This window comes from Paenibacillus sp. Marseille-Q9583 (genome assembly GCF_976954365.1).
In genome coordinates this window covers 1-12,685 of sequence record NZ_CDRJTB010000107.1, presented here as the reverse complement: position 1 = coordinate 12,685, position 12,685 = coordinate 1, and the positions used below count along the sequence as shown (strand labels likewise).

The following is a 12,685-nucleotide window of genomic DNA, read 5'->3' as shown; positions in this document are numbered from 1 at the left end:
GCTGTCTCAAATGGAGCGCAAGCTGGCGGAACGGATCCTGTCATCACCAGGTGAAATTGTTCATATGGGCATCACAGAACTCGCGGAGCAATGCGGTATTAGTCCTGCTACTATCACACGTTTTTGTAAGGTTCTACATTTTAAAGGCTTCCCCGATTTCAAAGTAAAGCTGGCGGCTGAAATTGCTCATAGCGATGCAGCGCCTCAGGATGGCGGTTCTTCTTATCAGGATATCGTCGCAGGTAACCCGCTTTCCGTAATTGTGGAAGCGATGCAGACGAACCACCTGACATCCATTCGGGATACTACTTCACTCCTAGATCTAGAACGATTACAAGCAGCCGTTAATTTATTGTGCCAAGCACGGCGAGTGGATCTTTACGGGATGGCGACTTCCTCCATTGTCGCACAAGATTTCTATCAGAAGCTGATCCGCATTGGCGTGAATTGCACCGCTTTCGCCGATTCCCATATGCAGATTACATCTGCCTCTTCGCTATCTGAAGGCGATGTTGTATTCGCAGTATCGTATTCCGGAGAAACCCCAGAGACCATTGATGCTTTAGCTTGTGCCAAAGGCAGCGGAGCAAGCACCATCGCGCTAACCTCTTACGGCAGCAGCACCTTGGCAACTTTGGCTGATATTCCACTCTTCTCCTCTTCTCTGGAAAAAGGAATGCGCCGAGGAGATATGGCTTCACGTATTGCCCAGCTACACATCATTGATATTTTGTTTACTGGAATGGTCAGCACCCGTTTTGGGGATTTTATTCCTAGACTGGAGCAATCTTATTTGAATGTCCAACATTACCGAAACAAACGAGGAGGTCAATCTTAATGAATATTCTTAAGTTCAATAGTGATGAAGATTTTGTACAAACGGGTGCGAATCTTATCGCCAGCCTGCTTCAAAGCAATCCAAAAGCAGTGCTCGGTCTAGCTACCGGAAGTTCCCCAGTTGGTGTTTATGCCAAATTGGTTGAAATGCACCAAAAAGGACTTGTAAGCTTCTCGAAAGCCACTTCCTTCAATCTTGATGAGTATATCGGATTGCCTGTTGATCACCCGCAGAGCTATCGCAGTTTTATGAACGAGCAATTATTCAATCATATTGATATTGACCCAGGACAGACACATATCCCTAACGGCAATGCAGCAGATATGGAAGCGGAGTGCCTCGCATACGACAAAATGCTGGAAGAGAACGGACCTGTTGACTTGCAGATCCTCGGGATTGGAAGCAACGGCCATATCGGGTTCAATGAACCAGATGACAATCTCAGCAGCAAAACCCATGTCGTTGATTTGCTTGAAGACACACGGGAAGCAAATGCCAGATTCTTCGACTCTTTGGACGATGTACCACGGCAAGCAATAACCATGGGCATCGGCGGCATTCTGAAAGCTCGCCAGATTCTATTGTTAGTACGCGGTGCTGGCAAAGCTGAAGCCATCCGGAATGCCGTTGAAGGTCCGATTACTACCCAATGCCCTGCATCTTTACTGCAGAGCCATCCGAATGTAATCGTCCTTGTAGATGAAGGAGCAGGAAAATGGCTGAAATAAATAAAGAACTAGGACAATTACTATTCGGTAAGGTGCTGACTCCCCAAGGATTAATTGAGCATGGCGTAATTGCAGTATCCGGTGAGCAGATTCATTATGCCGGTGAGGCAGCATGGCTTCCGGAGGTTTACGCTCACTGGCCTGCTAGTGGTGAAGCTTCCGAAGACCTGCTCATCCCTGGATTTGTAGATGTGCATGTACATGGCGGAGCTGGTCACGACTTTATGTATAGTGATGCTGAATCTCTAAATACCATCACTAAGTTTCACAGCACCCAAGGCACAACTACCATGCTGGCTACGACCATGACCGCTTCCAAGACTGCCATAGACCAAGTATTTGCCGAAATAAACGCATATTGCGCCACTGAGATGCCATACACCCAAATCGCGGGCATGCATTTGGAAGGACCGTTCATCAGCCCGAAATGGTCCGGTGCACAAAACCCTGAGCATATTGTTCTTGCCAATATTGAGTGGCTGGAACAATGGGAGAATAATTATCCAGGCATGATCCGGCAAGTCACCTTGGCTCCGGAACGCGAAGGTGCACTAGAAGCTATCCTCTGGCTCCGTAAGCATGGTATTACCGCTGCTCTCGGTCACACCGATGCTTCCTTTGAAGAGGTTATTGCCGCGGCAGATGCCGGATTAAATCAAGCCGTGCATATGTTTAATGCAATGACACCACTACATCACCGCAAGCCTGGAGCTGCTGGTGCTGTACTGTTTGATAAACGCATACGTGCGGAGATCATCGCCGATGGCATACATGTTCATCCGGCAGCGATTTCTCTAGTGGCTAATCTAAAAAAAGATAACAATTTGTTATTAATTACAGATGCCATGTCTGCAACTGGTCTTAGTGATGGTGAATATACAATCGGTGATTTACCTGTGCTGGTTCAAAATGGCATCGCTACACTTAAAGATAACCCTGCCGCTTTGGCGGGTAGTACACTCACCATGATTCGTGGCTTCCGTTATCTCGTTCAAGAAGTAGGGCTCAGCCTAGAAGAGGCCTCCCGTGCTGCAAGCCTTACTCCGGCGATATCCATTGGAATGGAGCGTTCCATCGGTACCTTGGAAGCCGGAAAACGTGGTGATATTCTGCGTCTTGACGCTGAATTAAATTTGCGAGGCGTATGGATTGGCGGTCGCCCCATTACCATTTAATAAGGTGGTTATATAATAAAAAAGCAACAATTCTCGCCACAAAGGTGAGGACTGTTGCTTTTTTTTGTTTATAAAATCGAACTATTAATTAATAATTACGCGTCGGGAAAATTCGCTCAACCATCGTTCGGAATTCATCCACAAAACCCTTGATCGGATGACCCGCACGGGCCTCTTCTGCATAAACGTTAACACGATCTACAAAGTCTGGATTTGCTGATACGTATACATCCTTAATTCTTGCATCATGTTTTTTAATTTCGGCAGCGATTTTCGCTTTAATTTCTTTAGTAACCGTATCTGTTTCCTTCATATTTAAGGTATTATTTGTGCTGTTCATGTGAGTCGAATTACTTCTATAATTCGTACCATGGGTACTATTGATGTAGTTTGGAGTGGTACTGCGAATGCCCATTCCAGTTCCCAAACCATCTGTCATTCCTGTTCCTGTTCCAGTTCCGTTTCTGGTTCCCATGCCCATGCCCATTCCGTTACCAATACCCATATTAACATCACGTTTCGAACCGTTGCTGTTCAGCAGAGGTCCATTATTATAAGTATGGGTTCTTGTCCCAGTCATCCCTGTACCCGTACCTGTTCCCAAGCTTCCCATGCCAGTTGTTCCATTACCGTTAGTTCCCATACCTGTCGTACCCGTCCCCAGAGTTCCCATACCAAGTGTTCCATTTCTGGTTGCAGGTCCAGTGCTTGTTGTACCAGGGACTGTATTCACAGTGCCTCTCAGAGCTCCGTTCGTTCCATTCGTTACGGCCCCTGTATCATTCATTCCATCGCGTCCTATTTTCACTCTTCCTGTACCCGACATTACTCCAGTCGGTCCATAATTGTGAGGAACTGTAGACGATTTGGCTCGATAAGATGTAGTACCTTTGGCCCGAAGACCAGTAGTTGTATCATGTAATGTTACGGCGACATACGCATTTTTACCAGCAAGCATTACGTTCGCTGTACGAACTTCAGGCATAGCAGCAATACGATCAGCAAGCTCCTGACTGACCTCCATTTTAGTAATATTATGCGTACCCATTGTTCCTCCGCGTACGGAGTTTACACCGATACGTCCGTCATTTACCCCCCGGACACTATTAGTTTGCACATTAGTCTTTTCTGCCGTGTTCGTCCCACATCCTGTAATACTCACCAAGCCTAGAAGTAATGCGGCTGAGACTGACATGCTGATCTTGGATCGCATCATGAATTCATCCTCCATCTCTATTGTTGTATGTGTGCAGCGTAACAGTCGTTAGCATGACCTTTCGAAGAACAAGCTATCCTGAAAGGATTTGGAACTATGTCTGTTTACCGTCACCTGCGAATGCACATCGGCGTATCTTATAAACAGTAAGCCGTATTTCAACGAGTCGGTATTGCTCCGCAAAAGTCAGGAGGCACGTGCATGAAAGTTTTATTCACGTTTTATATACCGAGTGGCGGGGTGGAGACCTTAAATAAGCTGCGGTGCGAGAGTCTCCAGCGTAATGGGATCGAATGTCATGTTTTATATCTAATGCCTGGTTCAGGAAGCCAGAATAAGGCTAACTTTCCGGTCTTCATTTCCTCTATAGATGAGGAGATTAAAGAAGTACTTGAGACACATAACTATGATGCCATTATTGTTACATCCGATTATTTATTGCTTAAGCGTCTGCGTGAGCTCGGTTATGGCGGTATTTTGATATACGAATCTCAAGGACTTGGAAAACGGAGTCATGCGGAAGATCTAATCAAAGACGCTATTCCTTATTTCCGCTCCTACTGTAACGCTGTCCTTATTCCACCAACGGATCATTTACTGGAGCTGTTTATTGAAATCTGTCCATGGCTGCATCGGTATGTCATTTCCAATATTGTTGATGTTCAGTCTTTTCAGCACATCCCTGCTGAGCCTCCGGCTGATCCGGTCATTGCTTGGGTCGGACGTCTGGAAAGCAACAAAAATTGGCGGGAATATTTGAGAATCGCCCATCAAATTCGCCTTCACAAACCAAACCTTCATTTATGGATGTTTCATGATCCTGAATTAGCCACAGAGGATCAAAAGCAGCTCTTCCAAGAAGAATTGCAGACCTTAGGTCTGAACGACCGTCTGAGCACCTTTACCAATATTCCAAATCATGTGATGCCGATTTATTATTCCTCCATAGCCAATTCTGGAGGGTTTCTGTTATCCACCTCGGTTACAGAGGGATTTGGATATGCTGTTGCCGAAGCCATTTGCTGCACTTGTCCCGTGCTTAGCACGGATTCCGACGGTGTTAGATCTTTTATTGTGCATAATATTTCCGGTAAATTTTATCCTCTTGGCAACATCCAATCGGCCGTCAACGAAGGACTAGAACTAATGAACAATATGCCACTACGAAATGCACTCCGCCAGCAAGGAAGAAATTATATGGTTTCACGTTACGGTACGGAAAAATATGCGCAGTCTTTTCGTGAAATGATGAACTCCTTTGCCATCTTTTAACTGCAAAAGAACCTTCAAACCACTTTTTTTGTGGATTTGAAGGTTCTTTTATAATTTTGGGACATACTAAGATGGATCTCTTGATACAATCTCAAATAACATATTTTGAAATATTCTTGTGCTTTTTTCCCAAGTGAAATCCTGTGAAACCTCTTCCCCCTTACGAGCCAATCGTCGGCGTAAAGACGGGTCTTTGATTAAGGTTATAATGTCATCTGCAAGCCGATTCTGAAATCGGTAGGACATTAAACAGTTATGACCATGTGTACAATATTCCTTATTCCCACCGGCGTAAACCGTAACCAGCGCTGCACCACAACGCATAGCCTCGATCCCTGGTAACGAACCCGTATCATACGTACTCGAACTTACAAAAATGTCGCTCTCACTATAGTGGAAACAAAGTTCTGTATCATTCGCTGGAGTTCTTATTTGGTAACGTTCGTCGTTCACTAGGGCTTGTAGCGTTGCAGATTCCGCTTGTTCTCCGGGAGGAGAAATTAAATATATTTCAACCTCTGGATGGTGGGCTTTAACTTTGTTTAATTGCTGAAGTAAATAATCCTGCTCACGGTGAGCTGAGAATCCGCCCTCTGGTTTGCGCATAATCGCGGAAATTACCAGCCTTTTATTACGATCACGGATTTTCGTATTTTTAAAAACAGGACCTACCCCGATCGGTACGATCCTCCCTTTAATCCCATGGTTCATCTGGACAATTCCTTGTTGCCAGTGTGATAGAACCAGTAGGTTAGGTGCAATATTATACGATGAAAAAGAACGGCTATTGTCAGGTAAAAAGGTAGGCTCATAACAAAGCGCCAATCGAACATGAATGCCTTTCCCCTCTTCACTTGCCCGCTGTGATACCTCGACTGTGGTATAGAAGTTGGAGATAATCACGTCTCCTGCAGGAAAATCTCTTGCTGCCAGTTCTCCTTCTTTTGCATAGATCAGTTTACATTTCATCTCGTATTCTACGACACCATCACTGGGTAAGAGGATCGTCACTTCATGACCCATTTCTGTCAGACGATTAGCCAGCTCCGTGAGCATACGCTGCGCCCCGCCCCTAGTTAAAGTTAGAACAGGAAATATTAATTTCATTTCCTTCTCTCCTTTTGCAACAAGCGTGATAGAACCCGGCGATGTCTTGCTTGTACCTGCTCAATCTCCTTTTTCTGCTCCTCTTTGTGAATCACTGAGCCCATTTCGTTATGAACCCGGTAATCAAGCAGCGGTTCCTCTATATAAGACCATGTATAATACGGCAAAATACGCAGCCATAGATCATAATCTTGTGTATACAATAATTTCTCATTAAATTTCCCTACTGTGCGGAAGATATCCATATGGAGAAGAACCGTACTTCCATTCACCGGACAGCCTAACATCATGGTCTCAATAAACTGTGTCCTGCTGTCAAAAATCATACTTATCGTCTCTGAAATCCGGCCACCCTGCTCGTTTACATAATAATAGGCTGTATAATTAAACAAAGTATCTGTGCTCTTGAGCATTTGCATCTGGCGATTGATTTTATTCGGATGAAATAAATCGTCAGCACTTAGCCAGGCAAAATAAGTTCCGGTAGCTACTCCTATCCCTCTGTTTAGCGCGGAGGCGGTTCCTCCATTGCTTTTTCGGATATAAATAATCTTATCCTTGAAGGGCTCAAGCTTCTCCATCCAAAGAGTAGATCCATCATCGATTACAATGATCTCTATGTTCGAATAACTTTGTTCCAAGACGCTTTGGATGGCGAGATCCACATATGGACAGTTATAAAAAGGAATGATCACCGACACTTTAGGTTCTTCACTCATGCGCTCACCTCCTTCACCTGAAGCTCGCTCTTTATACTGTTTTGCAAGCCAATAAGGCATCTACCGGAGCATGGCCTTCACCATACGCCTCACGAAACGATGGATTTTGAGCATGATGAAAGCCTTTAAGTACAGTTACAGCATATCCCAGCTCCATAAAGTCCTCTGGCTCCCATCCGCTCCGATGCTTTTGATAATGTTCTCCTTGCAAGTGATAATGGTCCGTTCCCTCCTGCGGAAAAAAACCCCGAGGTGTAAACACGACTACACGATTATAGGCGATTCTCTCGGCCATCCCGAGTAATCTCTGTCCTTCCTTCCTTTCAAAGTGTTCTATGGAATCGATAAAAGTGACTGCCGAGAACGTCTTAGGAAGAAATAATTTATCCATATAACTAGCATCCCCATGCACTGGAATAATGTGAGGTGATTTATATTCACGATGCATTAGGTAAGGTCTGTGAATTTCTAGTCCTAGGACAACTGCGGCTTCATACCGTTCAAGCAGGGTACCGGTGCCACTGCCGATATCCAGTATACTTTCACAGAATTTCAACTGCTCCAATAAGATTGGTAGAAAGTCATTCACTTCAATTTCCCGGTACATAACCTTCTTACCCCCCCATCGAAGTGATCAAGTGTTGGAGCGGACCCTTGTAGCGAGCGTTGGTTGCAGCTGCCTCTGCCATAATGACATCGTAATACTTAAGCGTCCCCATCCCTTCATGATTACGGTAAGCAGTGAGTGACTGATTCAGCATCACAGGTGCATACCCGTTCAGAATCGCGCGGTACCATAAATCATAGTCATGTGTATAGGGAAGTGATTCATCAAAAAGCCCAATCGCTCCAAATACCTCTCGTTTAAACATCACCGTGCAGCCATTAATAGGGTTCCCCTGTAAAAAACAACGTAAATAATCAAGGTGACTAGGAAACAATAGCGATGCGTTCATCTGAACTAGTTGAGATTGAGCGTTAATAAAATTGAAGTTGGTATAAGAGATGAACAGGTTGTTCTGCTCCATGAACAGCACCTGATTATTGATTTTGTCTCGGTAGAATAAATCATCTGAGCTGAGCCAGGCCACATAGTCTCCGCTTGCATGCAAAATGCCGTGATTCAGTGCGGAGGCAGTCCCTCCGTTACTTTTTCCCAAATAATGAATTCGTGGAAAATACGGTCTAATCAAATCTGTATGAACAGTCGAGCCGTCATCGACGACGATGATCTCGTATGGCTCCCAAGACTGTGAAAGCGCACTTTGCAAAGCATGCTCTATATAAGGGCAGTTATAAAAAGGAATCACTACCGATACTTTCGGTCTCATAACATCCGTCCTTCCCAGTTCACGCGGCAATAGTCCAAAATATCTGTTAAGGACTGACTAAACTCAATTCCCGGCTTCCAGCCCAGTGAAGATACATTGTCTTCAGGTGTTGCAAAGGCATCTGAAGTTATTAGTTTATCCCCCGCCACTCCGTTAACCGGAATAGAGAGAGCAGCTTGTGCTGGTCCCCAGTCCATCGGAATTGAAGCACTGGAGCGGCTTATCAGTTGCTCCGCAATATCCCCAAGTTGCCGTTGTGTCCCTGAGTCGATTTGATAAATGGTTCCATTAGTACCTTCGCGCAATATAAAGTCATAAGCTCTTACAGCATCGCGTACATCCAAAAAATCACGTAATGCATAGCGAGATGATAGTTTAAAGGGAGGGATTTCTTCGCCTACATGTACTTCACTACGAACAATATGCTGTGCCAATAAAGAGCAGAAACCAGTAGAAGGACCGGGACCGATTAGGTTGCAGGGCTCAGCCAGCAGAACGGGCTGTTTAAACAGCGTCCCCCAAGCCAGAGACACCAGTTCTTCTATTGTTTTGCTTAGGCTATATGGGTGTGGGGGTCCTGCCACCACACCCGGTTTGAATTTAAGTCGCGAGCCTACTACAAGAATTCGACTGGCAGGTAGACTTCGCATGGCTTCTAGCAAATATAACGTTGCCATCACATTCGTCTCCATAAAGAGCAAAGGGTTACGCCAAGACTCGGGCACCGAGTTGTTTCCTGCCAAATGAAGGACAGCCTCCGGTGCAGTTTCCTTGATCATCTCAGCTACGGCCTTCCGATTGCTTAAATCACAGTAATAAACCTTCACTCCTTCTGGAAACAAAGCGGAAGGCAGGGCACCCGCTGTGGATGGCGGACGCACCACAGCGGTAACCTCAGCGCCTCCTGCCAAGAACAAATGAACAGCATGTCGACCGGTGAATCCGGCAGCCCCGGTAATCAGTAGTTTTTGACCTTTCATGGGGACATCTCTGACTGTTTCATCCAGTCAGCCAGTTCTTGCAGCATCAATGGGTACGAAGGCAACGGCAAATCAACATCCGTTCTTGTATTCACTAATGTTCGATCTTGAACATGTTCATCCTCAGGGATGATTTTCACATCCTCTTTATGAAAAGCAGCCTGAATATGCTGAAGCAGCTCATACTTACTTACCGGCTTCGGATGTGCTAAATGGATCAGCCCCGATACCGTGGAATCCAGCAGCGTATCCATTGCCTTAGCTAATTGGAGTGTAGTGACTCCGTTCCACATCACCCGGCGGTATCCTGACACTTGACCACGCTGTGCCAGAAACCAATCCATCAAACCAATGCCGTCTGGGCGGATTTCCGGACCAATAATCGAAGTCCGGATCGTAAGATGCCCGGGTTGCCGCACCTCGCCAAGACTTTTCGAAATCGCATAGGCAGAGGTTCCATCAGGAACATCCTCTTCTGTGTACCCCCCGCGTGTTCCTTCAAACACGCAGTCGGTACTGATATGAATAAGTCTTGCATGAACAGCTTCCGCCATCCGCCACAAGTGGTGAGGAAGAAAGCCATTCACGTGGTAAGCCCCTATTTTGTCACGTTCTGCGAATTGATTGAGTACCCCCATCGCATTAATGATGCAATGAGGGGAGACGATATCGACCAGCTTCTCTACTCCGGCTATATCGTTCGCATCTACATACAGCCCGCCAAGATCGCTCTTATCCCGGGTTGTATGGAAGACGTGATGCTTGCCCTGGCGGCGGAAATAATCCGCCAGCATATGCCCCGCCATACCGTTTCCACCAAGGATAAGCAGCTTCATTGCAGGAAACCTCCTCGAATCAAGATGCTTTTGATCTCTTCCTGATCCATTAGATTCGTCTCGGAGCTGAAACTATTAAAAGAGACATGAGGATAAGCGCTATAATGTGCCTTTAACTCTGGCATGTTCAGCGTAGGGAGAATCACTAGATACTGTTCATCGTAGACAACGGTTGTTAAGCTTTCGAAATCGCTCATTAGAATCTCGTGTATTTTCTCCCCCGGGCGAATTCCGGTCTCGATAATACTTACATTCGGCTCTCCAGAGGCCTCGATTAACACCTCAGCCAGGTCGATAATCCGGCAAGTAGGCATCGTCATGACAAAGATTTCTCCACCTAAGCTAACCTCAGAAGCTTTAAATAACAACGTAATCGCATCGCGTAGTGTGAAAAAGAAGCGGGTCATTTTCATATCGGTAATACGTACCTGTCCCTTGTCCTTGATCTGCTTCATGAACAAATGTACGACGCTGCCGTTCGTTCCGAGCACATTACCTCCACGTACGGTTACAAAACGGGTGTTTGAGCCAATTAGATTGGCATAGACGAACAATTTTTCCCCAATCGCTTTGGTCATTCCATAGAAGTTCGACGGGTTTGCAGCCTTATCCGTTGAGATGTAAATGGCCTTCTCGACGCCATTCACAATGGCTGCTTCGATTACATTCTGAGTGCCAACAACATTGGTTTTGAGCGCTTCATACGGCTGATCCTCACAGACCGGAACATGTTTGAGCGCCGCCAAATGGAAGATATAATCAACGCCACGGCACGCGGCGACCAGCGCATCCTTGTCACGGATATCGCCAATGATAAAGCTGAGTCTTTGATCCTCGAACTCCCGGCTCATCGCCACCTGAGCGGACTCACTGCGGGAGAATACGATAATTTCCTTAGGATTTTGCGGCAGAAGTTGCCTAATCAGCTCATGCCCCCAGGAACCGGTGCCGCCTGTGACCACAATCCTTTTATTATTGAACATGCAGGTTCCCTCCAAGCAAAAATTTAACTACCTTTACCGAAACATCCGGAGTCAAGTAACCTTCCGGAGCCTCCCAATCGGGGCGGAGCGCCGCCATCAGCTTGACACTACGTAGAATACTTTTCTGGTCAACACCTGACACCACGTTACTTCCGCAATCTACCGTTTCAGGACGCTCCGTTGTTCTGCGAATCGTAACGGTTGGTACTTTCATCAAGCAGCATTCCTCCTGTACGGTCCCACTGTCGGTGATGGCACACAAGGCGTGCTGTTCCAAATAAACAAAATCAAAAAATCCGAAGGGCTCATGAAATTCAACGAGAGGGTTCATTGGAAGAGAAAATTGCTCAGTTAGTTTGGAGCGAGTGCGAGGATGAATGCTGCAAATTAAACGAATTCCAAAATGCTCAGCCACTGCGTTAAGACCTGACATAATTTGTACAAGGGACTCTGGATCATCTACATTCTCTGCACGATGTGCTGTTACAAGGAAATACTGCCCTGAGGTAAGATTCAGCTGCTCCAGAATGCTGCTAGCCTGGATTTTCGGTTCAAAATGAGTCATGACCTCATGAATCGGATTTCCTGTTAACACAATACGTCTGCTTGGGAAGCCTTCGCTGATTAGATGTCTTTTGCTCTGCTGTGTATATGGCATATTAATGGTCGAAACGGCATCTATGACACGGCGGTTTTTCTCTTCGGGCACTTTTAGGTCATAGCAACGGTTGCCTGCCTCCATATGCACCACCGGAATACCCATTCGTTCGGCCAAAATCGCGCATAAGGCGCTATTCGTATCCCCCAGAAGCAAGACACGGTCTGGCTGTTCTTTCTGTAAAATGCTCTCTAGCCCTCCGAACATGGCGGCAAGCTGGCCGCCGAGTCCTGCTTGCTTATCCTGAAGCACATAATCCGGCGCCCGCAGTCCCAGCTCTGCAAAGAAAATGCCGCTGAGACTGGCGGTGAAGTTCTGGCCGGTATGCACAAGGATATGCCGCTCAGCATGTTCGTCGAGAAGCGGAATGATAACACTGAGGCGGATGATTTCAGGCCTCGTGCCTAAAATCGTCATGATCTTCATGAGTTCACTCCCCTGCCTGTTTGATGATGGTCTGACTTGGCTCAGTCGGGTGGACTGAGACTGCTAGAAGCGCGGGTTGGGCTTTTAGCAGGATTGGTAGAATAGCAGCTTGAGACAATCTGCGGGATTTATACCGCTCTTTTTGCTCTTTTAGCCGAATTCGCGGCAATTTGGGGCATTTATACCCCTCTTTTTGCTCGTTTAGCCAAATTCGCGGCAATCTGGGGCATTTATACCCTTCTTTTTGCTCGTTTAGCCGAATTCGCGGCAATCTGGGGCATTTATACCCTTCTTTTTGCTCTTTTAGCCGAATTCGCGGCAATCTGGGGCATATATACCCTTCTTTTTGCTCTTTTAGCCGAATTCGCGGCAATCTGGGCATTTATATCCTTCTTTTCGCCCTTTTTGCCAGATTC

Annotated in this window: 14 protein-coding genes; 4 read left to right on the top strand and 10 right to left on the bottom strand. The window is 46.1% G+C overall.

The window, feature by feature from the left end; all coding sequences use genetic code 11:
* Position 1: 1 nt before the first annotated feature.
* Genes ACWNM1_RS28975 through nagA form a run of 3 tightly spaced genes read left to right on the top strand, consistent with a single transcriptional unit; the run spans position 2 to position 2,741 of the window.
* On the top strand, positions 2-838 hold the full coding sequence (locus tag ACWNM1_RS28975; protein ID WP_449603696.1) for a MurR/RpiR family transcriptional regulator: 837 nt from the start codon (positions 2-4) through the stop codon (positions 836-838).
* Positions 838-1,566, top strand: a complete 729-nt coding sequence (gene nagB, locus ACWNM1_RS28970) for a glucosamine-6-phosphate deaminase (RefSeq protein WP_234539893.1) — start codon at positions 838-840, stop codon at positions 1,564-1,566. The genes ACWNM1_RS28975 and nagB overlap by 1 nt, the downstream gene beginning before the upstream one ends.
* The gene (nagA, locus tag ACWNM1_RS28965; protein WP_449603695.1) at positions 1,554-2,741 is read left to right on the top strand and encodes an N-acetylglucosamine-6-phosphate deacetylase; all 1,188 of its coding nucleotides are present in this window, start codon (positions 1,554-1,556) and stop codon (positions 2,739-2,741) included. Before nagB ends, nagA begins: the two co-directional genes overlap by 13 nt.
* Positions 2,742-2,829: 88 nt before the next feature.
* Here the strand turns inward: nagA and ACWNM1_RS28960 are convergent, their stop codons facing one another.
* A complete protein-coding gene (locus ACWNM1_RS28960; RefSeq protein ID WP_449603694.1) occupies positions 2,830-3,957 on the bottom strand; it encodes a YhcN/YlaJ family sporulation lipoprotein in 1,128 nt (375 codons plus the stop codon).
* A gap of 201 nt (positions 3,958-4,158) precedes the next feature.
* Here ACWNM1_RS28960 and ACWNM1_RS28955 point away from each other — a divergent pair, with 201 nt between their 5' ends.
* Positions 4,159-5,229, top strand: a complete 1,071-nt coding sequence (locus ACWNM1_RS28955; RefSeq protein ID WP_449603693.1) for a glycosyltransferase family 4 protein — start codon at positions 4,159-4,161, stop codon at positions 5,227-5,229.
* Between the two features lie 66 nt (positions 5,230-5,295).
* On the opposite strand, the gene ACWNM1_RS28950 is transcribed toward ACWNM1_RS28955, so the two are convergent.
* From ACWNM1_RS28950 to ACWNM1_RS28910, 9 genes are read right to left on the bottom strand one after another with little or no spacing between them, the layout of a single operon-like run.
* Positions 5,296-6,336: a glycosyltransferase family 4 protein gene (locus ACWNM1_RS28950; RefSeq protein WP_449603692.1), complete on the bottom strand. Its 1,041-nt coding sequence runs from the start codon at positions 6,334-6,336 to the stop codon at positions 5,296-5,298.
* Positions 6,333-7,055: a glycosyltransferase gene (locus ACWNM1_RS28945; RefSeq protein WP_449603691.1), complete on the bottom strand. Its 723-nt coding sequence runs from the start codon at positions 7,053-7,055 to the stop codon at positions 6,333-6,335. The genes ACWNM1_RS28950 and ACWNM1_RS28945 overlap by 4 nt, the downstream gene beginning before the upstream one ends.
* A gap of 31 nt (positions 7,056-7,086) precedes the next feature.
* Positions 7,087-7,662, bottom strand: a complete 576-nt coding sequence (locus tag ACWNM1_RS28940; RefSeq protein WP_449603690.1) for a class I SAM-dependent methyltransferase — start codon at positions 7,660-7,662, stop codon at positions 7,087-7,089.
* Positions 7,663-7,669: 7 nt separating this feature from the next.
* Positions 7,670-8,386 carry a glycosyltransferase gene (locus ACWNM1_RS28935; protein ID WP_449603689.1) on the bottom strand — a complete coding sequence of 239 codons (717 nt, stop codon included), beginning with the start codon at positions 8,384-8,386 and terminating at the stop codon, positions 7,670-7,672.
* A complete protein-coding gene (locus tag ACWNM1_RS28930) occupies positions 8,383-9,366 on the bottom strand; it encodes an NAD-dependent epimerase/dehydratase family protein (RefSeq protein ID WP_449603688.1) in 984 nt (327 codons plus the stop codon). Before ACWNM1_RS28930 ends, ACWNM1_RS28935 begins: the two co-directional genes overlap by 4 nt.
* Complete coding sequence (locus ACWNM1_RS28925; RefSeq protein WP_449603687.1) at positions 9,363-10,202, bottom strand: dTDP-4-dehydrorhamnose reductase family protein; 840 nt, start codon at positions 10,200-10,202, stop codon at positions 9,363-9,365. The genes ACWNM1_RS28930 and ACWNM1_RS28925 overlap by 4 nt, the downstream gene beginning before the upstream one ends.
* The gene (locus tag ACWNM1_RS28920; protein WP_076285977.1) at positions 10,199-11,185 is read right to left on the bottom strand and encodes a polysaccharide biosynthesis protein; all 987 of its coding nucleotides are present in this window, start codon (positions 11,183-11,185) and stop codon (positions 10,199-10,201) included. The genes ACWNM1_RS28925 and ACWNM1_RS28920 overlap by 4 nt, the downstream gene beginning before the upstream one ends.
* Complete coding sequence (gene wecB / locus ACWNM1_RS28915; protein ID WP_449603686.1) at positions 11,175-12,269, bottom strand: non-hydrolyzing UDP-N-acetylglucosamine 2-epimerase; 1,095 nt, start codon at positions 12,267-12,269, stop codon at positions 11,175-11,177. The genes ACWNM1_RS28920 and wecB overlap by 11 nt, the downstream gene beginning before the upstream one ends.
* A 4-nt stretch (positions 12,270-12,273) precedes the next feature.
* A complete protein-coding gene (locus tag ACWNM1_RS28910) occupies positions 12,274-12,651 on the bottom strand; it encodes a hypothetical protein (protein WP_449603685.1) in 378 nt (125 codons plus the stop codon).
* Positions 12,652-12,685: the final 34 nt, after the last annotated feature.

Coding starts and splice junctions, on each gene's coding strand:
- nagB (WP_234539893.1), top strand. CDS start 838: ATGAATATTCTTAAGTTCAATAGTGATGAAGATTTTGTACAAACGGGT.
- nagA (WP_449603695.1), top strand. CDS start 1,554: ATGGCTGAAATAAATAAAGAACTAGGACAATTACTATTCGGTAAGGTG.
- ACWNM1_RS28960 (WP_449603694.1), bottom strand. CDS start 3,957: ATGATGCGATCCAAGATCAGCATGTCAGTCTCAGCCGCATTACTTCTA.
- ACWNM1_RS28955 (WP_449603693.1), top strand. CDS start 4,159: ATGAAAGTTTTATTCACGTTTTATATACCGAGTGGCGGGGTGGAGACC.
- ACWNM1_RS28950 (WP_449603692.1), bottom strand. CDS start 6,336: ATGAAATTAATATTTCCTGTTCTAACTTTAACTAGGGGCGGGGCGCAG.
- ACWNM1_RS28945 (WP_449603691.1), bottom strand. CDS start 7,055: ATGAGTGAAGAACCTAAAGTGTCGGTGATCATTCCTTTTTATAACTGT.
- ACWNM1_RS28940 (WP_449603690.1), bottom strand. CDS start 7,662: ATGTACCGGGAAATTGAAGTGAATGACTTTCTACCAATCTTATTGGAG.
- ACWNM1_RS28935 (WP_449603689.1), bottom strand. CDS start 8,386: ATGAGACCGAAAGTATCGGTAGTGATTCCTTTTTATAACTGCCCTTAT.
- ACWNM1_RS28930 (WP_449603688.1), bottom strand. CDS start 9,366: ATGAAAGGTCAAAAACTACTGATTACCGGGGCTGCCGGATTCACCGGT.
- ACWNM1_RS28925 (WP_449603687.1), bottom strand. CDS start 10,202: ATGAAGCTGCTTATCCTTGGTGGAAACGGTATGGCGGGGCATATGCTG.
- ACWNM1_RS28920 (WP_076285977.1), bottom strand. CDS start 11,185: ATGTTCAATAATAAAAGGATTGTGGTCACAGGCGGCACCGGTTCCTGG.
- wecB (WP_449603686.1), bottom strand. CDS start 12,269: ATGAAGATCATGACGATTTTAGGCACGAGGCCTGAAATCATCCGCCTC.
- ACWNM1_RS28910 (WP_449603685.1), bottom strand. CDS start 12,651: ATGCCCAGATTGCCGCGAATTCGGCTAAAAGAGCAAAAAGAAGGGTAT.